The organism is Alteromonas sp. HB246098, assembly GCF_054890645.1.
The window spans coordinates 48400-69598 of record NZ_JBTZUG010000010.1; the positions used below are offsets into that span (position 1 = coordinate 48400).

15 protein-coding genes are annotated in these 21199 nt (G+C 44.1%); 5 read left to right on the top strand and 10 right to left on the bottom strand.

The genetic code is table 11. The features are described from left to right. The first annotated feature begins 19 nt into the window (after window positions 1-19). From ACYTPF_RS17665 to ACYTPF_RS17675, 3 genes are all read left to right on the top strand, one after another. Entirely contained in the window at window positions 20-808 is a 789-nt protein-coding gene (locus tag ACYTPF_RS17665; protein ID WP_461853188.1) for a CLCA_X family protein, read from the top strand. 142 nt (window positions 809-950) lie between these two features. Then, window positions 951-1361, top strand: coding sequence for an ExbD/TolR family protein (locus tag ACYTPF_RS17670; protein ID WP_136783761.1), 411 nt, complete (start codon window positions 951-953; stop codon window positions 1359-1361). Between the two features lie 183 nt (window positions 1362-1544). Then, window positions 1545-2861, top strand: a complete 1317-nt coding sequence (locus ACYTPF_RS17675) for a choice-of-anchor A family protein (protein ID WP_461853123.1) — start codon at window positions 1545-1547, stop codon at window positions 2859-2861. Window positions 2862-2893: 32 nt separating this feature from the next. On the opposite strand, the gene ACYTPF_RS17680 is transcribed toward ACYTPF_RS17675, so the two are convergent. The 8 genes from ACYTPF_RS17680 to ACYTPF_RS17715 all read right to left on the bottom strand — a co-directional run bounded on the left by ACYTPF_RS17680 (window position 2894) and on the right by ACYTPF_RS17715 (window position 13993). Continuing rightward, window positions 2894-5353 carry a cellulose synthase subunit BcsC-related outer membrane protein gene (locus tag ACYTPF_RS17680; protein WP_461853124.1) on the bottom strand — a complete coding sequence of 820 codons (2460 nt, stop codon included), beginning with the start codon at window positions 5351-5353 and terminating at the stop codon, window positions 2894-2896. Continuing rightward, on the bottom strand, window positions 5350-6456 hold the full coding sequence (locus ACYTPF_RS17685; protein WP_461853125.1) for a glycosyl hydrolase family 8: 1107 nt from the start codon (window positions 6454-6456) through the stop codon (window positions 5350-5352). Before ACYTPF_RS17685 ends, ACYTPF_RS17680 begins: the two co-directional genes overlap by 4 nt. Further along, the gene (locus ACYTPF_RS17690) at window positions 6450-8726 is read right to left on the bottom strand and encodes a cellulose biosynthesis cyclic di-GMP-binding regulatory protein BcsB (protein ID WP_461853126.1); all 2277 of its coding nucleotides are present in this window, start codon (window positions 8724-8726) and stop codon (window positions 6450-6452) included. Before ACYTPF_RS17690 ends, ACYTPF_RS17685 begins: the two co-directional genes overlap by 7 nt. Continuing rightward, window positions 8723-10948, bottom strand: a complete 2226-nt coding sequence (bcsA, locus tag ACYTPF_RS17695) for a UDP-forming cellulose synthase catalytic subunit (protein WP_461853127.1) — start codon at window positions 10946-10948, stop codon at window positions 8723-8725. Before bcsA ends, ACYTPF_RS17690 begins: the two co-directional genes overlap by 4 nt. Continuing rightward, the gene (locus tag ACYTPF_RS17700) at window positions 10926-11498 is read right to left on the bottom strand and encodes a hypothetical protein (RefSeq protein WP_461853128.1); all 573 of its coding nucleotides are present in this window, start codon (window positions 11496-11498) and stop codon (window positions 10926-10928) included. Before ACYTPF_RS17700 ends, bcsA begins: the two co-directional genes overlap by 23 nt. Before the next feature lie 303 nt (window positions 11499-11801). Further along, window positions 11802-12290 (bottom strand): YgjV family protein, encoded by a 489-nt coding sequence (locus ACYTPF_RS17705; RefSeq protein WP_461853129.1) that lies wholly within the window; start codon window positions 12288-12290, stop codon window positions 11802-11804. Between the two features lie 13 nt (window positions 12291-12303). Beyond that, a complete protein-coding gene (locus tag ACYTPF_RS17710; protein ID WP_461853130.1) occupies window positions 12304-13260 on the bottom strand; it encodes a tRNA1(Val) (adenine(37)-N6)-methyltransferase in 957 nt (318 codons plus the stop codon). A 109-nt stretch (window positions 13261-13369) separates the two neighbouring features. Beyond that, window positions 13370-13993 carry an NAD(P)H-binding protein gene (locus ACYTPF_RS17715; RefSeq protein WP_461853131.1) on the bottom strand — a complete coding sequence of 208 codons (624 nt, stop codon included), beginning with the start codon at window positions 13991-13993 and terminating at the stop codon, window positions 13370-13372. Between the two features lie 70 nt (window positions 13994-14063). Between ACYTPF_RS17715 and ACYTPF_RS17720 the strand changes: the two genes are divergently transcribed. Then, window positions 14064-16277: a S9 family peptidase gene (locus ACYTPF_RS17720; RefSeq protein ID WP_461853132.1), complete on the top strand. Its 2214-nt coding sequence runs from the start codon at window positions 14064-14066 to the stop codon at window positions 16275-16277. Window positions 16278-16492: 215 nt separating this feature from the next. Here the strand turns inward: ACYTPF_RS17720 and ACYTPF_RS17725 are convergent, their stop codons facing one another. Both ACYTPF_RS17725 and ACYTPF_RS17730 read right to left on the bottom strand, forming a co-directional pair. Next, a complete protein-coding gene (locus tag ACYTPF_RS17725) occupies window positions 16493-16867 on the bottom strand; it encodes a PH domain-containing protein (RefSeq protein WP_014950757.1) in 375 nt (124 codons plus the stop codon). A gap of 11 nt (window positions 16868-16878) precedes the next feature. Further along, window positions 16879-19857 (bottom strand): putative bifunctional diguanylate cyclase/phosphodiesterase, encoded by a 2979-nt coding sequence (locus tag ACYTPF_RS17730; RefSeq protein WP_461853133.1) that lies wholly within the window; start codon window positions 19855-19857, stop codon window positions 16879-16881. 196 nt (window positions 19858-20053) lie between these two features. Here ACYTPF_RS17730 and ACYTPF_RS17735 point away from each other — a divergent pair, with 196 nt between their 5' ends. Continuing rightward, window positions 20054-21088, top strand: coding sequence for a serine/threonine dehydratase (locus ACYTPF_RS17735; protein WP_461853134.1), 1035 nt, complete (start codon window positions 20054-20056; stop codon window positions 21086-21088). Window positions 21089-21199 lie beyond the last annotated feature (111 nt).

The following is a 21199-nucleotide window of genomic DNA, read 5'->3' on the forward strand; positions in this document are numbered from 1 at the left end:
TTACATTTGGAAGTCAGTGTTGGAAAGTAAAGGCCGTCTTCATCAGCAATTCTATCGCAACGGCCCTAGCCACCGAGACGGTGCCGACGTATCGTTTCAAGATATACGCAAACTATTTAATTTCGCTACGATCACGGTTGGCAGATGGGTGACTGCGGAAGAACAACAGATCGCTGCCAATTTATTTTTTGACGCCCTGTACGATCTGGTTGCGATCCTTAATATTAATGAGCAAGTTCTGTCTTTAAATGGCTCTCTATCCCTTGCTTTTGGCAGCGGGGGACAAAAACACAGTAGCGCCCACTACAACAGCGCGAAGAGGCAGCTAGCGCTAGCAAAACACGCAGGAGCGGGAGCTCTAGCCCACGAGTGGTTTCACGCATTTGATCACTACATTGCCCCTCGTATGTTCGACGGCGTTGCCGCCGGAAGTTTCGCCACGCAGGCGTGGCTGGATAACGCTCCAATGAACGCTCATCCTTTAAATCAAAAATTGAGCGATTGTTTCTCGTTATTGTTTTTAAACGATCAAAAAAGGCCAAATGAGTACTTTGTGCGATCCGTAGAAGCTGATCGCGCGCTAAAAATGTATTATTATGCTATGCCTCAGGAGATGGCAGCCCGCGCATTTGAAGCCTGCATTCAAGATCACGAGATCAAAAATGCGTTCTTAGTGCAAGGTACAAAAAAGTCAACGGAAGCTAGACTTGGCATTTACCCTCATGGTAACTTGCGTACATCACTCAATCAGGCATTGATGTTGTATTTTTACCAATTAGGTGTCGCTATTTCACGCAAACAAACCTAGTTTGTTGTTTTATTACCGTGAAACTGAGTATTTTTTCAACAACAAGTGTTAATGAGCACACTGTTTTTATACAAAAGTCTGTATATTTTTGTAACAAGCAGTATACTAAATGGCTCGAACGTAACAGAAGAAAGAAGACGAGATGAAAAGAAAGAAGCATACCTCGGCTGAAGACGAGGCTCAGATTGATATGACCCCCATGTTGGACATTGTGTTCATCATGTTGATTTTCTTCATCGTAACGACCTCGTTCGTGAAAGAGAAAGGTTTAGACGTAAACCGTCCAGAAGACAATCAAGCGAAAAACGACAAGCCTTCTAAAGCGCTTTCTATTCGTATTGCTGCTGACGGCACTATCACGATGGGTGGCCGTGAGGTTGATATTCGTCGTGTGGTTGCGAACACGCAAACATACCTAGCAGAAAACAACACTGATTCTGCTGCTATCCAGGCTCACGAAGACAGCGAGCACGGCACAGTAGTTGAAGTAATGAACCAAGTTAAAATTGCTGGTATCGACAAAGTATCTGTTTTGGTTAAAAAGAGCAGCTAAAACGCTTTATTAATCAAATACAAATTAAGTAAAAGCCACCTTCGGGTGGCTTTTTCGTATCCTCTCTTATACCAAAGTATCTCTTGTGCTATCGCGCGAATTTTGTTCAGATCGTACCATTCGGTGTGTCTGGATAAACCATGTTGAAACTCGGTTCCAGACTCTGATGTCACTGGAGCCATTATGCACAAAAAACTTATTTACACTGCTGTAGTTGCAGCGGTAATGTCAGCACCCCAGGTGTTTGCAGCAAAAATTGAATTAAGCGAAGCGTTTAACTACAACGCTTTCATCTTTGAAGATTACGAAGGTGAGCGTTCTGACGTTGAAGGCTCGTTAGCCGTAGGTGGAAACCTAACGGTTGAAGACTTTGATGTAGGTCTTCTAATCCCTACCGATCTTTCCTCTAGTGCACTTTATGTAGGTGGCGATCTTACTTACACCCGAGGCCATGTTCACGCAGGGCAAACCACAGTTTCAGGAATGGTTACTGCTAATGGCGTAATGTTCGATGGAGCACTAAACAGTGGTAGTACTACCACCGTAACCTACGGTAGTGTGGAAAACGGCGGTATATTCAGTGAAGGTGACGTGACATTAGAGAAGGCAGGCGTTAATAACGGTGATATCCAGTCTGAGCAAGCCGTTACCATCCGTGAAGCGGGTGTAAATGGCTCCATAACATACGGTACAACGCTTACCGTGGATAACGCAGGCTATACGGGGAGCGCAGTGCAGTCTTCCAGTAATACAGTAAACGTCGACAATCTCGATTTTAATTCCATTGCTAATGAAGTAACGGCGCAGTCTCAAGACTTTGCTTCGATGAGCGTAAATGGAACAACAACACTGACCTGTACCGACGCTTCAGATCCAAATGCGTTAGTCAGTTGTAATGACAGTAATATCGATACTCTCGACACCATCGTATTCTCTGGCTCTGATGATGTGAATATCTATTCGATTAGTTCTGACTGGTTCAGTGCTGCCGACAAAGACATTGTTTACGATTTCTCTACCACCAGCTATAACATTATCAATGTGTATGGGGATACGGTAGAGCTGTTTAATACTGGCTTCTTCAATACTGCATTTACGCAGGAAAACGAATATTTTACAGAAAATGGCCAGTATAGAGACAACGATAACAACATAGGCCAACGTCACGATGGACTTTACACTAACAATATTTTGTTTAATTTTGTTGATGCTGAAGATATAACCCTGCACAGTGTTGGCGTGAAAGGTAGCGTCTTGGCACCATATGCAGAGCTAAGCTTTTATAATGGCCACGTAGATGGCAACGTGATTGCCAATAGTTTGGTCACGCCACTTGTGGAATTAGTTAATGACCAAGGTGAAACCTACAACGCGCCAACAGGCCAAATTAATAACTACCAGTTTGGCGCTATCAACGTCAGTGAGCCCGCTTCAATCGCCCTTTTATTTGGCGCAGGATGCTTCATGCTGGTTAGGCGTCGACAAGTTAGCAAGGTCTAAACAGGATTACTTAGTCTTTGGTGAAAGCGGCTTTACAAAGCAAAGCCGCTTAATCTTGGTGAAGACAGCAAAAGCTCATCACTTGTTACACCACTACCCTGCCCTTCTCGCCATCTTATTTGAATACCCGCTTCAAACGCTTGATATTCGACCGCAAACGCTTTTCCAATATAGCCAGTCACAATCCAGTTGTGGTCAATACGATATTGACCTTCAGCCATAAAATTGCCGCTTAAACCTGTGTCTGTGCTTTCTCCAAGAGAAACACCTTCTTCTACACTAGAGTGCGCTTGCCCTATCGGAAAGCGCAGATCATCGTCTTGTTTAACACGAGAGAGCGCAAGTGAACTGCGCAGCTTAACCTGCCAGTTGAGTGCCTCTAGAGTTAGCAGTTCAGAATAGCCACCAATACTGACAAACTGACTCGGGCTAAAGTAGCCCCCGTTGCCTACTGTAAAACCACTTAAGTTTTTGTCATAGCTTGTATAGCTTAAGAACGGTCCTAAACGCCAATAATCAAGGCGAGAAGATACCTTATCAGCTATGTCGTAACTCACGTCACCACGAAGTGATATCGCGCTGTTATCAGCAACGAGTTCGCCTTCTAATCGGCTTATCTGCGCAGTTCCCGCAACCGACATATTGTCGGCTATGGAATGGGCAACTAATCCACGAACACCGCTTTCTATCACATAGCCCCAAGACTGCTCTCGGTTAGCATAAAAAGTTCCGGTCTGACTCAATAGACTGTCTTCTTTCGCTTTTCTAAATAGAGTGGCCGCAACGGTTGTATCTGCTAAAAACTTTGTTGCCGAGATTTGCCCGGTTACTTTAGCGCCAACGGGTTGCTCGAACATGGCATATTCCAAATTCGCGTAAAAATTGAAGTCTGGTGCTTGATAATAGGCTTCAGCCCGAACACCTGTGTCTTCGAAACCACTTATGCCCAAACTTTCTAATTGCCTGTCACCGAACCAATCACCAACTTGAGGAGAACCACTGTAGAACTGCTTATAGTCTAATGAAACTTGCCAAAGCCAGTTTTTATAACCACTGCCAATGCCTATGTATTGTGACAGTACATCAAAGTTACCAAGCCCCTCGCCACCACTTCGACTGCGGGTATTCATACCGTAAACTGCACTTAAGCCATCTTTAGTTTGTGCGGTAGCCGCTTGTGAGTCTTCGTTTTGATAAGCTAACCAAAATTGTTTTCTAGACCACGCGTTTCGAATATTACGCGCTTGCAAAATGCTTTTTACTGCGCCGTATTTTAAGGCCAAGCGATTTAATGTAGCGTCATTACTTTGATTCAATGAAACCAATTCATTCGCAATAACCGTATTGGTTGGCGTTTTCGATAGCACTTGCTCGAAGGCCGACGTTGCGGTGGAAATATCTTGTATTTCTTTTGCAGCCCAGCCAATTAACGCACGTTCCTCTATGCTTAAAGGCCGCAAACGTTCAAGGGATTCGCCAGCTTGTATACTTTCTTTGTAATGCCTTGTATCGTAGAACTGGGCCTGTCGACTAGCCAAGCCATCTGCACAGCGTTTAATGAATACCTCAGTATCAATACTGCACGCCAAGTCGAAAGCGTTTTGCTTGGCAAGATCACTGCTTTGTGCGCTAAGTGCCAGATATCTGCCTTCGTTATCTTCGACTAAACTAAACAGCGCTTCGGCAAAGACATAATTTTTTAAATCGTATTGTTGCCACGCCGCACCTTGTAGCACTTCTTTCGTGTAGCCACTGGTGTCAGATTTGAATAACTGTGCCAAGGATGTCGTATCTCGAAGCGACAATGCCTGCTGGAGTTTAATTCCCCTCACACTGTTTAAACCTTGCTGCGCTGATTGTTTATCAATATCTCGAACAGCCAACTGCAAGGCTGAGGTAAACTGTTGGTTAGCAACCTCTAACATGCCTTTGTCGATAGCAGTCCACCCCATGAGCAAGTAAAAGTCAGTGCGCTTTAACTGATTGCTTAACGCAATAAGCCTTTCTACTTTTTGCTTTGGCGTTGTCGCTCTAGCTTTAGGCGTTAATTGCGCAAACCTTTCTAGTGGAAGCGCTTCTGAGGCAGGTTTGGCAACCTGGTTTTGGGGCGTTTCGAGCGAATCATTGGGCGTAGAGTCAGCCTCAGGTTTGCCTGACTTATCTACTCTCGGCACTGAAACTACAGTCTTAATAGTGCCTTTAAGTCGGCCATTAATTCTATTAAGCTCAGCTTCTACTTCTTCCGGCACCTTCCACTGGGGGTAACGAGCCTTTAAACGCGTGAATTCTTCGTTCGCTAGCTTAATCTGTCGTTCGTTAATGTGATACCAAAGCCCGGTTAAATCAGGCTGTTCTTGTTGTACCGGCAGTATGCCTAGATCTTTTTCTTTGTAGGTTGTTTTAGTTTGGCCGTACGCCTGCGTCGGCCCGAACGATGTGAGTAATGCGCCGATGGCTAGACAAAGTGACGTGCGTGTAAATCTTTCTTTCACGATGCGTTATCCAAAACCGCTAACATGGAAAGCAGCGTTAGACTTGCAGAGTAATAATCCATGTTACGGTCGATTGGGGGCCACTCAGGCTTTTCTGGCGCTTCTGATTTCATAAGGCTGTTTACTGCAATCTGAACCGACTTCATACCTTCAGACATCTCGTACTCAGCTGTTTCCTCGTTTAATAAGTTGACCGTAGCTGGCGTGGGTGTAACAGCCCACCATGCATAATATGGCGCTAGTAACTCTTCGGCTAACTGAGTGTTTTTTCGAAATTGCGGTGACCATGAAAGCTGCAGTGGGATGCGGATCGCATTAAATCCGAATTCAGGCGATATCACGTTATCTAGGCTTACTGTGCCAATATCCTTATTGTCTGAGTCCGTATTGTTAGGCGTAAAACGCACCCAGTCACTTGGCAGCTTATAAGAAGAGAATTGCATTTTAGACAGCAAAGCTAAGCCCGACTTATAGAGGCTTTCCCAGCGTTCGGGCGTAGCGGATATTCCCGCCAAATCAGTGATAGCGGGAAAAATCCAGTAAGACAAATTTAACTGCAAACTGTCCTTGCCTGCTTGTTCGGACGTAAATCCGTACTCACCTGGTAATAATACAACGCTGTTGGTGTTAGTTATCAACAACTTCTGTTCGACAGCACCCACAATTGCTTTAGCGTCTTCCAGATACGTGCTTACGCTCCACTGCTCATGCGCACGCAGTAAAGCCCATGCGATAAGAAGTTCGCCATCAGAGGCGTTATTAGGGTCATCAATACAAGCAGCTGAATTATCAACACAAGGGCGATAACGCCAACTAAACAAACTGTCGTCACGCATTAACGTGCTTTTAGTCCAACGCCACAGCGCGTCAAAAGTGTCTTTATCGTTTGCGGCAACGGCGAAGAGCATACCGTACCCCTGCCCCTCGCTATGTGATACCTCATCATTTCCGGTGTCGACTACCCGCCCACCATCAATAAACAGCGCTTTATACGCAATGTACTGAGACTTAAATTCGCTATCTTCTTCAGTAGAGCACGACATTAACAAAAGCGTGATACCCAATAAAAATATTGCTCTGATAAGGCTGTGTATATTTACCATGAGTCTTGTACTTGTTTGTTTCTGCGTTTCAATAGTAAATATATAAACAGGCTGACCACAAACACAATAGCAACGAAACCTATGAGCCAATACCATGGGTTGTTAGAAAGCCATAGTCGCAAGTACAACCAATTATCATCACCTGCCCCTACCTCATATTTATCGCTAACTTGCATGACCAATGATGGTGATAGAGCATTTTTCCAAGCAAAGAAGTCGCCAGCCATTTGCCCCCACATTGACAAACTAACCAGGTCGGCAACTCTCGCCTGAAGCAGTTCAGGACTTTGTGCAGCAATAATGAACATGGTATCTGTTTGAGATGAAGTAGGATGCTCTTGGGCGGTCAATACTGCCTGCTCACCTAAATCACTTTCTTGTACTGTATGCCCATCTACACGCATTGCTTTGAAAGACATGTCGTCTGTAAGTGTACGTATGCGGTTGTACAAATTATTTTGCAATCGATAAGACCAACGTTTAGTCGCCTCTATCGCAGTGCTAAATTCGCTTTGCTCAATTTGCGAGAGGGTTTCAGGCGTGCCTAAAACAATAGCTGAGCCATCGGTAGAAACGTTATTTTCTTCTCTTATCTGCAGGTTTAATAAAGGAACTTGTGCAACTTGTGCAAGTTTCGCCGTTAGCGTTAGCGCGGTACCTAGGTAGCTATCTGATGGAATGACAATTGTGGAAACAGGTGCCGACTTAAATCGTGCAAACGGGTAGGCAGTTTCAGACAATAACGCCAAATTCGGCTGCACGGCAACATTTCCTGCATCTGGAAACTCGATAGCAGAAGAATCTGCCAGCTGAAAGACTAAATGCTCACCTGAAACATCATCACAGGGTACTCCCGCAAGTGGCGCGCGTAAACTCAAATCAAAGTCGACATTGTTGATGCCTCCTTTAAAAAAGCGCGCTGGCACCCTGAGTTGATAATCTCTAAACGACTGACCGTTGTCATTATTAAGCGCTAGGCCATGAACCAATTCATCATTCACGCTCACATTCATTGCTGAGCCAGGTCCGAAACCCGCGCCATACCCAAAATCTAAGAACAAATTAACGCTGGCATTCTCTGGTACGTAAAAGTCAGCAGGTAATCTAAACGATACTCGTTTGTTGAAGGTGCCTTCATCTCTAAATTGCGATGTAGGCACGCCTAAATCTTGGAATGTGTAATGATTATCAGGAGCCAGCACAAAATTGCGTTGAAGCGTGTCTGCTTTCATCTGAGTTTGGGATAGTATAGTGACTTGAGAGACTGGATTGATAGCGTCATCCATTACCGCCAGTGCTTTTGCAGCTTCAAGCACTTCAATTGGTGTAGTACCACTAACGATAAGCCGATAGCTCGCCGGTACAATTACTTCACCATCTTTAACAAATGCTGGCGTTCGCTGGGTTTTCAAAAATGCACCGTCAATATCGTTTATTACTTCATCAGACAAAACGGGAGATAATGCATCTACGGTGCCAATCAACACGTGAACGGGCTGCTTTTCTTTTCGTTCCAAATACCAAGCAGTGCGTTCATAACGCGCTACGTTTTCCTCACCCCAATAGGTATTCTCAGTCTCTTTTAGTTGGGGCAATACATAACCATCATCAAAGGTATCGTGCTCTACAATTAAAGGTTGGTATTGATTTCTAAGCGCTAGAGCTTGTGCCACTAAGGGCAAAGTTCGTTGCTTTAGCTCACTTTCAATCTCTCGTGCAGTGTAAAGCTGTACGCCCCTCTGTCCGCCAATACCTGGATTAAAGAAACCGCTTAAATCTTCTAATTTAAAAGGTTTGTTATCAATTGATGTTTCTAATTGTAACGTTGACGTATAGGCATTAATTTCACTCCATAGCTCCGGTGCGCTGCCATCTACGCACTGTTCGGCATAGTGCTGGCTTACTGCTAACGTCAGTGAATTAAAGCCTTCACGCCAAAGCGACTTGGGTATTTCTATCTCAGATACTAAAGACGGCCTTTGAGGGTCAAAAGCCACCTGACCGATAGTCGCGTTGTTGAACCTAACATAAAGTTGAGAGCGTTTTTTGATCAACGCTTGGGAGCTCAATACTTCTAACCGCAGTCGAGCGCTGTCTACTTTCGTAACTGAACTAAGAGGTATAGGTATATCTAGCGTTGCGGCTTTGCCTTGAAGGCGCAGGGTTTCGTCGCCGCCGAAGAACTCTGTTAGCCTGTAAGTATCGGTTTGGGCCGCGAGGCCGAATGATACGCACAAACACAACATGAACATAAAGTATTTCTTAATCATTGTTTGTCCTTTACCGACTTAGGTAGCAGACCTAATCTATCGGCTAATTTGCCTATTAATACAAGCATATGCAATAAAGCTGGCTTTAATCCAACTTTTAATACGTGTTTAGCTCCAAACCAGTAAGAGATAGGCCTGGTTCTACGACGTTGAAACGATAACCAACGCAAGCTGTCACAAAGAGTGAAGGCGATGACTTCGTTTTCTTGTTCGTCCGTTTCGGGAACAAAACGTACTCTTAGTATTTTAGATTTGCTATCGTAGTTCAGTACAACTATCGCGATATGTACATTCTTATTTAAAGCATGGCTCCATGACGAAAGTGTTGCCTTTTCCGGAACGAATGCCCCTTCACCTTTCAATCGCAACCTTGCTCCACCTAATGAAAGGTCGACTAAATCACCCACCCAAGCTTCATCACTTTTAGTTTTAATCACTACACTATTGGTGGCTGGCAACCTAGCTTGGCTGCGTACCTGTTTTCGCTCTAGTAGAACACTCAACACTGACAGCAACAAAATTAAATTAAAGACATTCCAAAGCAATACGACTACCGTAAGCTCGCGGGTTAGTGGTTCAGTTATTAATTTATAAACTCCGCACCCTAGCGCGAAGGTAATAAGAAGTATTCCCCAGTAAAAAACATTGGAAAGCGGCGATACAAAGGTTTTCTCTAAGCTTTCTCCTTTTGGCGTAACGACAAAAGATGGCGCTCGAGGCTTTAAGAAAACTTTCACGAGTGCGTTTAATGTAAATGCGCATTGCAATATTTCGTAAAGCTCGGATACCAAGGGCCATCGCGTTCGCCCAAAGAGCATTGTTGAGATCATATAGGTTGCAACTACGTGGGGTAATGTAAATGCGAATATCTCTAGTATAGAGGCATGGTAAACCTGAAGCCCGAACACAAGATATGCTAAAGGCATGAATAAAAAGATAATGCGGGCGAAAGGAAACAGCCAGAACATGATTGAACTCATGTAGCCCACCCGCTGGTACCACTTCAGACCTTCCGCTTTAAAAGGTTTTTTAAGTAGTAAGATTTGCGTCATTCCCTGCGCCCAACGCATACGCTGTTGAATAAACGCATCGAAGGTTTCAGGAGCAAGCCCGCTTACCATAGGTCTGTCAACGTACACAGACTCATAGCCCATTTTATGCAGGTCTAGCGCGGTTTCTGCATCTTCGGTAATAGAGTCACCAGAAATACCGCCAACTAAGTCCAAATGCTTTCGACGCATTAATGCGGCTGACCCACAAAAAAACGAACTGCCCCAATAATCTAGCCCCTTTTGAATAGTGCCATAGAACATGTCGTTCTCTGAAGGCATGCGCGTAAACGCTGAAAAGTAATTGCGCTCTACTGGGTCTGGGTTCGCCATAAAGTGAGGCGTTTGAACCAAGAACACTTTTTCGTTCTTAAGCATCCAAGGGACAGTTCTGTCGAGAAAATCAGAAGTAGGCACGTGATCAGCATCGAGGATTACAATCAAATCTCCCGTTGTATTTTGTATTGCACTATTAACGTTGCCCGCCTTAGCAAACTCATTTTTCGCCCGAGTGTGATAGGTAATACCTAAGCGCGAACAAAGTGACTGTAAGTCTTGTCGACGCTGCCTTGCTGACGCTGCCGAGATAGGGTTATCCGCGTTGATTTTCTGATCTGTACCACCGTCGTCAAGCAGATGAATATGAAGCTTATCTTTTGGGTAGTCCAACATTTGTGCGGCACGAATTGTGACCTCTAATATGTCTTCATCTTCGTTATAACTCGGAATCATAACGTCAACGCTTGGTAGCGTAGCCTTATCCATACCATCTAGTGAGAGCAATGGCCTACTCAACGGGAAAGCATTAACGATAGCGCCCAATACCGAAGTGATACCAGCATATATTTCTGCTGCGAACAGTAGCCATACTGCAATCATCGATAAAATATCTGAATAGGTGAGTGTATAAATACCCCGCCATAACAAATATCGTACGCTAAGTGCTATTGCTAAAACGAGGGCAAAGATACGGAATAAATGTTGGTATTTCTGAGTATGGCGCGCTTCTTTACTACAAAGCGAGATGAAGATTAGGATAGTAATAGAGGCCAATAGTTGGCCAAGAGCGTCCATTGGCGCTAAAAGTAAGCCTCCTAATAAACAAGAGGCTACCAAAAGCAGCAAAATTAGCTTGGAGGTATAGTGATGTCTATGAGCTTGCGAATAATCCAAGTTTGCGATCCAATATGTGTATTTGAGTTACACTTGCATAGTTCGCCCTGTTTATTAACTTCATGGTTCCGTCGACTATTTCAACTTCGTGGTTACTTTTGTAAAACAAGCTAGAGATATGGTCTCTGCGTTTTTTATTACTTTTCGAAACTAAGAACCATGCCGGGTAGGTCGCCAAACCGAAAGCTGCAACAGCAATTAAACTGTAGAAAACTGCTGGAGACATCGAAGGAGCCACGTAAAGGGAAAATAAAAACATAGCGATACTCAGGACCGTAAATATAGCAGTAATTTTACGTAAACGTATAACTTTTATAAGATTATTTTCCGCATCCAATAGCATATTAAGACGCTTTTTCCAAAGGTTCTCGGTTTCAAGACTGGTGCTTACTTCTACCAAGCGTGGCTTGTTGCCAGCTGGCGCTGTATTTCTGAAATGTTGTGCTCGTTCAAACACATTTACCGCAGTACCGCTATCGATAGCGCTTTGAAAAGACTGCTCAAGCAGATCAGTTTGATCAATTTGTTGGTTGTTATCGACTAATTTCACTGCGCACGCTCTCCTGACTACTACACCACAAGTCTACTTCTGCACATCCGGAGGAAAAATTGCTGAAACCATACTTACTGATTAATAATGATACGCTTACATACGCAAAAGAAAATTGGACTTTAGCTCATTAAACTTTGGTATAAGCCTTTAAAAACGTGGCCTGACGGAAATTATGATGCCCAAAACTGACCATTTGGAGAAGTGTTGCGAGACGTTTTCACGGCCTAAACCAGCTCAAAATTTGAGCTGAAAGAAGGCTAAGTTAGACTAATTGATTAGACAGGTGCGGTGAGAATAGTATTAAGGCTTTTTAAGCTTACTTAATATACTGATCAAATTACTGATATTGAAAACAGTGCCGAAAATACTGCCTACAGATAAGGCGTATAGCAGCCCTAATGTTTCAGCTGCTAGAAACACTTTTCTAATGGTATGTGTGTTTCGAATAACCAGTGAACCTACGGTAAAAATAAGTGACGACGCATAGGCTATAAAAATTATCCAGCTGTGTTCTAACACAAACCATTCATAGGCGAGGAAGCCAAGATTCACTGCTACGAAGAAAGCCAAAATAGCATTGCTTCTGTGTTTAATAGCAATAAAGTTGCGCACGCTTGCGAGTAGTGTACCGATGCCAGCAGCCATTGCGTCTAACATGAAAAAGTGGGCACTTAATGCACTTAAAGCAAACGCTGAAATAAGCAAATATTTGTCGACATTGGTTTGGCGATACCCAATAAAGTTTAAAACAACGGCTATCGCGCCAAAACCTTCTGCAACTATGTTCATTTATATAAGCTCATTAAAATTTAAGGTAAAAAGGCTGACAAAGGGCTTTGTATTCATTTGTGTAATTACCCTCGCGATCTCTAATAACCAGCGCATTTTCATTCGCAACCTTTGTGGTAAAAAGCTGATGGTCTGCATACGCAGTGCAATCTGCATGTCCGCCGTCAGCATTCTTCATTACTTTGTTAAAGCGAAATGCACAAAGGTATGGGTCTTTATCCGATGTATGCTGTACATAAAGCATCGCTTCCAACAATAAGCCATGACTAGCGGCGGTTTTGATAATGTCAGCTTCCATCGACGCAGGGTAAACGCAGTACATTTGTCCACTTTCTATCAATAATGCACTGCTAGCGTTAAAAAGCTCGTTGGGGCTTAACGTAAATGTTTGCCTTGCTACCGAACGATTATAGTTTTGCTTGTTGTATGCATTTGAAAGTTTCGCTGGCGCTTCGAAATACGGCGGGTTGGAAATGATGGTGTCATACAAATAGGCTGGTTCAAACCCCGCCACATCGCAGTTGTGAATATGTAGCTGCCCTGCCCACTTTGAATTTTTGAAGTTAACTGCTGCCTGCGCCGCTGCATCCTTATCAATTTCGATGGCATCAATTTTGATAGCATCGACTCCAGCTGTATTGTTGTTATGACTTAACAGGCTTTCCCCTGATGAAACAAAGCTGCTGGTGCTTTCTTTCTCTGCACTCTTTTTCTCAGTGCTGCCCGCACTTGAACTGTCTGCGCCATGGCTATATAGCTCAAGATCACCGCCGCTTAATGGATAAAAGCCTTCGGCTTTTTGCGCCATCATTAGGGCTAAAATGCCACTGCCCGTACCAATATCTAAAATACGCGGGGCGTGGCTAATATCTGCACGAAGGTTAGCCCAACTTCCTAAAATTAGACTGTCGGTATTCACTTTCATGGCGCATTTATCTTGCGCTACGGTGAATTGTTTACAGCGGAACATTGGGAAGTCATATTACCTAGTGCGTTAAGAAGGCGCGCATTCTATACCAAGTTGGGTTGCGCTTCACGTTAAGCTGGCGACATATACTGTTAGCGCTTATTAGCTGTGCCTATTGCCAGCGCTGCAGCGACATCATGTTTCTGGCCACATCCACGGCATGAACGGGGCGATATTTCTTTAACGGCCCTTTCATTATGCTTTGCCAAATAGGTGCGGTCTTCTGCGCAATATCTTCTAGCGTTCGTGATTCATCTCGCTCACCCAGTAGCAATGAAGGTCGAACTGCCGAGGCATGGGGTAATTGCGGCATACGCATAATGGCGTTTTCTAGCTCGCCTTTCACCCGTAAATAAAAGTTACTGCTTTTAGCATCAGCGCCAACTGAAGATATCCACACAAAACTATCTGCCCTTTGAGCTCGGGTAAGCTGCGCAGCAACGTGAACATACTCAAAATCCACACGGCGAAAGGCTTGTTTAGACCCCGCCTTTTTAAGCGTGGTACCCAGGCAGCAATAAACATGGTTTACGCTAAAGTAACCTTGGTAGTCTTGCAGGTTGTCAAAGTCGATAACTACAGGTTTCAACCTGTCGTAGGGGTCGTTGAACATGCTAGAAGAAAGTGGCTTTCTGACTAAGCAGGTTACTTCGTTGTACCGTCTGTCCTGTAACAGCATATTTACAAGCGTTCGTCCTACTAAACCTGTCGCTCCTAGCACCATTGCGGATTTCATACGTCGCACCTTGTATCATAAATTGATATAACTACAATCAAACCTTCGACAGTCAAATATGCAGATAAAAATGAAAAAAGCCCTTTTAATTGGAGCCGCTATGCTCTCTACTGCTTTAAACGCTGAAACGCTCACTATTGAGCGCATTTTCTCTTCTCCTTCACTTGATGGCAATGCGCCACGTTCATTGAAAGTATCCCCCGACGGCCAACGTGTTACCTTCTTAAAAGGTAAGCAAACTGACTACGAGCGCCTAGATTTATGGGAATACCATATTGAAAGCGGTCAAACTCGCATGCTGTTCGACTCAAACGACCTTCAAAGCGGCGAAGAAGTCCTTTCTGATGAAGAAAAGGCGCGACGTGAGCGCATGCGCCTATCTGGTAGCGGCATTGTTAGCTACCAATGGTCAGACGATGGTAAAGCATTGTTATTCCCGCTGGGCGGAGACGTTTTCTATCACAAGTTAGGCGAAAAAGGCGCAAAACAGCTTCTTGATACTGAAGCATTTGAAACTGATATTAAGTTATCACCAAAAGGCAACTATATTTCTTTTATCCGCGACCAGAACCTTTATGTTAAACACATAGAGTCAGGGAAAGAGACAGCAATTTCCAAAGAAGGTGGCGGCAACATAAAATTTGGTATGGCTGAGTTTGTAGCCCAAGAAGAAATGGGCCGCATGACCGGATATTGGTGGTCGCCAGATGAAACTAAAATTGCTTTTACCAAGGTTGATGAAAGCCCAGTAGACGTGATCACGCGTTCTGAAATCTATGCTGACGACATCAAACTTATTGAACAAAAATACCCAAAAGCAGGCACGCCAAACGTATTGGTTGAACTTGCTATTCAAGACATCAACACTGGCGATCGTACTTGGGTTGATTTAGGTGAAGATAAAGACATTTATTTTGCCCGCGGTAAGTGGATGCCAAATAGCACTACCTTTACCTACCAGTGGCAAACGCGGGATCAACAAACCTTAGAGCTTCGCGCGTTCGACCTTAGCAATAAAAAAGAAAACGTATTACTTACAGAAAAAAGCGATACCTGGGTAAACTTGCATGACGACCTTTACTTCCTAAAAGAAAAAGGCCAATTCATTTGGGCATCTGAGCGCGACGGCTTCAAACACCTTTACCTATTTAACAACAGCGGCAAGCTGGTTAAGCAATTAACCAAAGGTGATTGGGTAGTTGATAGCGTTGAAGCTATTGATACCGCAAACAACCGCTTGTATTTCTCTGGTCGCAAAGACACACCACTAGAAAGTCATGTTTACAGCGTGCCTCTAGATGGCGGCGAAATTTCGCGTATCACTGAACTAGGCGCATACCATAGCGCGGCATTTAGCAAAGATGCCTCTATCTTTATTGACCGTTTCTCAACGATTAACTCGCCTGCACAAGTTAGTCTAAATAGCGCCACCGGCGAGCGAATTACCTGGCTTGAAGAAAACAAAGTTGAAGAAGGCCACCCTTTGCACGCTTACATGGATAGCTGGACAGCACCTGAGTTTGGTGACATCACCACGAAGGATGGTGCAACCCTTAAGTATCGAATTTACACGCCTGACAGTGCCAAGCAAAACCCTAAACAGAAGCACCCAGTTATTGTTTACCTTTACGGCGGCCCGCACGCACAAGTTGTAACAAACAGCTGGGCGGGTAACCGTGGCTTGCTTTTCCAACACTGGGTTGACCAAGGTTATGTGGTATTTACGCTAGATAACCGCGGCTCTAACTATCGCGGTAAAGGCTTTGAAGATCCTATTTATAAAAAAATGGGCTTTATTGAAGTAGACGATCAGGTTGCTGGCGTAGAGTTCTTGCGCACACTTCCTTTCGTTGATGCTGAACGTATTGGTGTTCATGGCCACAGCTATGGCGGCTACATGACCCTAATGACCATGTTCAAAGCGGGCGATTACTTTGCAGCGGGCGTGTCAGGTGCGCCGGTCACTGACTGGCGCCTATACGATACCCACTACACTGAACGCTACATGGGCAACCCAAATACGGATGACGATGCATACACTGCGTCTTCAGTATTCCCTTACGCAAAAGATCTGAAGGGCGACCTTTTGATTTACCACGGCATGGCAGATGACAACGTGTTGTTTACCCATTCAACGATGCTCTACAAGCACCTTCAAGACTTGGCAATTCCATTTGAAACCATGGATTACCCTGGCAAGAAGCACAGCATCCGTGGTAAGCAAACGGGCATTCACTTATATAAAACGATAACTAACTTCTTTAACCGTAACTTGAAAGACTAATTGGGTTAGGGCCAAGGTAAGTTGTTATAAAAAAAAGCGATGCTTGGAAAAGCATCGCTTTTTTATTTGGTCCTTTTGATTGCTACCTATTGTTTCTGCAGCTTGTTTTTACACATTAGCTTATCAACGCTTACTAAGTCCGTAAAATGACTCAGCGTTTTTCACTTACGGCTTACCATTAAAACGCAACAATCAATTTTCACAGAATGCAGATACTAGCTAAACATCTGGGTTGCTAGGTTTTGCTGTACCGCCTGAGCAGACGATGCACTTAGTTCAATCTCAATAGGATCGGCTTTGCCCGACAGCCAAATTTTAAGCTCGGCGTCAGTATCAAAGTGCCCCGCCGTTTCAACGATAAACTGGGTAATAGATTTGTAAGGGATAGAGTGATAATTCACTTTGCGCCCGGTAAGGCCTTGCTTATCAATAAGGATTAGGCGCTTGTTCGTGAATACACTTAAATCGCGCACTAGCTTAAACGCAGAGGTAACAGTTTCGTTAGCAGCAAGTATAGGCGTAAGCTCTTCTTGAACGTCTGAAGCGCTGGTCTCGCTTGCATTACCCATGATGGTATCAAATAAACCCATGACATTTCCTTTTAGGCAGAGGCAAGTTTAACTCGCCATTGAACTCTATGCGCCAGCGGTTTGGGTTTATCTAAAACGAAGCCCTGACCGAAGTCTACTTTAAGCTCTCGTAGTACCTCAGCAGTCGCGTTATCGACCACAAACTCGGCTACGGTCTGTTTACCCATACTGTGCGCAATATTATTTATCGCTGTTACTGTAGCATGATCGATAGGATCGTGAACGATATTTCGCACAAAGGAGCCGTCAATCTTAACGTAATCAACATCAAGATTTTTGAGGTAGGTAAATGATGACATACCTGCGCCGAAATCATCTAAAGCAAAGCTACAACCTAAATCGCGCAATGTTGAAATAAAATGTTTAGCGGCACTCAAATTAGTTACCGCTGTCGTCTCTGTAATCTCAAAACAAATTTTCTCAGCAGGTACCGAAGTACTTTGCATACGCTTGGCAATGTTGTGCAGCGCCATTTCATCACCTAGCGTTATCCCAGATAAGTTAATAGCGACCTTACCCACGTTATCAATGTGAAAGGGGTTACTTTCGAGAGTTTTTAGGGTGTTATCCACCACCCACATATCCACCTTGTTCATTAAGCCGTGTCGCTCAGCTAGCGGAATAAATAGACCAGGGCTAATAAGCCCGCCCTGTTGCCCGTTAAGCCGAAGTAGGATCTCATAGTGCTGTAAGTGGTCGGCCATCTCTTCATCGGATACATTGAGCGGCATTATTGCTTGGCTGTACAACTCAAAGCCGTCGTTTTGTAAAGCGTGATGTAACGCATGTAGTACTTGGTTTTCACTATCATTAATAGCCATTTGTGAATCTGTATCATGAAACACAAAATAACGGTTTCGGCCCAAGTGTTTGGCTTTGTAACACGCATTATCAGCAGCTTTGATTAGCGCTTCCGCACTTTGCGTGGTTTCGTTAATTTCTATTACCCCAATGCTTGCGCCTACAAAGAACAACTTGTCGTCATAAACAAAACGGTAGTTTGAAATAGCCACTAAAAGTTTATCTAGGCGCTTTGTTACCTCGTCTAGGCTCTGGTTGCGAAATATGATGCAGAACTCGTCGCCACCTATGCGAGCAAGTAAGTCTTGCCCATTTACATATTGTCTAAAAATAATAGAAATTTCTTTTAGCAGCTTATCGCCAGCCGGATGACCACAGCTATCGTTTACCAGTTTGAATCGGTCCATGTCGATAAAACACATCACGCTTTGTTGGCAGTAAGCACGAGGCATTTCTATATTTGCCACTTTTTCAAAACCGGCAGGGGTTAAACATTTTTCATCGCCATGTGGCTTGTGCAGGTTTTGGGTGTCTTCGAGTATTTCTCTTAACTTTTCATCAAAGGCATAGCGATTAAATAACCCTGTAAGCTGGTCGTGGTTAGCTTGAAAATACACTTCTTCCTGTAAAGCCAACTCTTTGGTAACGTCCCTAGCTATGCCTTCAACGGCAACTAACAGACCTTGGTCATCGTTTATCGGCGTGTCAGAGAACTCGATAGCTAATGGCTCGCCTGTTCGGCCTTGATACCACACAACATAAGGTTCGGGCTTTTCACCATGGGCTATAGTTTGTTGTATATTAAACAACTCGTCTGGCACTTGACGTACATAGCGAGATTCATTTTCGCAAAAGTCTTCCGCCGTAAAGCCAAGGATCTTTTCAATTCCCGCGCTTACATAAACAAAGTTATGGTCAACAGTTTTGGTATACACAAAGTGGCGATGCATACCGTCAACCAAACGGCGGTATTTTTCTTCACTTTCTTTTAGGTCACGCTGTGCACGGAAACGCTCGGTAACGTCTCTAATCGTAATTGCTATGTTTTCGCCGGCTTTGACCACTTGTATTTTAATCCATTCTGGCATTATTTTATCGCTGCCTACCGCGATACGAGCCTCGTAAGGCACGCCATTAGCAGCCACATTCTTTACGCTCTCAAATTGATCTTGCATACCTAAGTAACGGGCTTGTTCTGCCAAACTCATAAATCGCAATGCGTCACAGGCACCACGGAATAAATATCGGCTGTATGAGTTTGCTTCCACGAGCGAAAAGTCATCATCTGTAGGCTGATAAATAAGTAGAGCGTCAAGTGAAGCTTCACTGGCCGTTAAATAGCGCTGATGGCTTACAGATAGGTGAACGGCACCCTTAAGCTGTTTGTGCAGAACGTAACTCACCAGTGCTGACATCAATAGCCCAATCATTATTATCAACAAACCCGCGTTATAAGGGCTAAGTTGAGATTGCATGCTGAGATAAAGCTCTCGCTCTAAGAAGGTGAATGGCTCAAGCCTTACGATGGAGCCATCGTTCAATAGCTCACCGCTTTGGAACAATATTTCGCTGTCACCCTGAAGCTGAAAGTTAAACTGCGGGCCCACTAGCTCGCCTAACATCACGCCTAAAATAGTTTGTACATCAAAGCCTGCTACGAGAAACCCATGTTTTGGCTCTTGGGGGCTTATAGCTCTGCCTACAACGATAAAGTGATGCTCAGCGGTGTCTGAATATAAAAGCGTACTTTGTAAGCCCTCTGAAAACCGGGATATGTTTAAGCCTAGTGCTTCCATTGGCTGGCCAATCAGGCTGTTGTCTATGCGGGTTTTAATCCCCGTTGAGGGAGTCGCCACCCAAGCTATCTCACCGTTAGCATCGATAAATACTAATGAAGAAAACCCCTTCTGCATGCCCATTAGAGAAAGGGCTTGCGCATTAAACCAATCAACTTGGTTAGGTTCAAAGGTAGGCCAGTTTTGCATAAGGTTATGCAGTGCTTGAATGCGTTCGCTAGAGAAAACCTCTAGGCTTATTTTAACCTGCTCGGCTACCGACTGGGCCTTTGAAATACGCGCAGTACGTTCGTCGTTTTGAATAAACACACCCGCAGATACAAAGAGTAGCGCAAGGAAGGTAAATAAAACTGTAGGTAAGGCATAAATACGATGATTAAGTTTGTTTAACATGTGCCTACCTCTGGAAACGTGCTGAGGTAGACTAAAGTAGAATTATGAAATAAATATGAATTGCCTTATACACGATCTGGAATAGGCTCTAGCGTAATCGAAGCGTATCTGGCACTGTATAGTTTTTTATATTTAATACATGAAGGTACGTAAACCTTAGCGTGTTAAAAACACATTATTAAAAGAGCGGTATTAAATGAGCACTTCCCCCAGTTTCGACGATATAAAACACGCTTACGCGCGCATTAAGAGCGATGTTAAAAAAACGCCCATTGTTGAATCTTCGCTATTAAATGAATGGATGGGCAACCGCATTTTGTTTAAGGCAGAATGCTTACAGACCATTGGTGCATTCAAAATTCGAGGCGCAATGAATTTTTTAGCACGTTTGAAAGAAGAAGGCCGCTTACCAAAACATGTGGTTGCCAATAGCTCTGGAAATCACGCTCAAGCTGTTGCTTATGCAGCAGCACATTTCGGTTGTAGCGCCACGATTTTCGCAAGTGAAACTATATCGCCCATTAAAGCTGCGGCAACGCAAAGCTATGGTGCAGAATTAAAGTTATATCCTACTCGACCAGAGGCCGACGCGGCGGTTGAGCAAGCATCAAAAGCACCAGACACTATGTGGATACCGCCGTTCAATCATGAGGATATTGTGGCGGGGCAAGGCACTGTGGCATTAGAAGCGTTAAATGAAATAGGCGATGTAGACGCTGTTTTTGCGCCGTGCGGCGGTGGCGGACTGCTATCTGGTACCTTGCTAGCAACCCGTGAATTGCAGCCCAATGCTCTGGTTATCGGCGCAGAACCTGCCGAAGCAAACGATGCATCCATGTCGCTACAGGCTGGCGAGATTGTTTCTTTGCAGCATACGCCTAATACCTTAGCTGATGGGGCAGCCACCCCTTCAGTTGGCGATGTTACCTTTCCTATACTGCAAGAGCTTGACGACTTTTATGAAGTAGACGAGCTACAAATTGCTTACTGGACGCAATGGTTGCACCATATACTAAAGCTTCATATAGAGCCAACGTGTGCAATGACGATGGCAGCTGTTGCAGCCTGGGCGGCGAACACGCCGAAAGGACAAACTGCATTGGTGATATTAAGTGGCGGCAACATTAGCCAAGCGAATATGGCAAAAATTTGGGAAAGAGACTTTTTATTGCAGCCTCCGATCCTCGACTTTGAAGACGCTGACGAATTGGAAGAACTTAAAGACGCTTAAACTTAGGCTAAATCTCAGACTCAGGCTAATACTTAGGAAAGCGATATTTCGCTGTCTTCGTTTTAAACAGAAGTTAAGCAAATAGAACAACTTAATACTAAGAATAGAAAA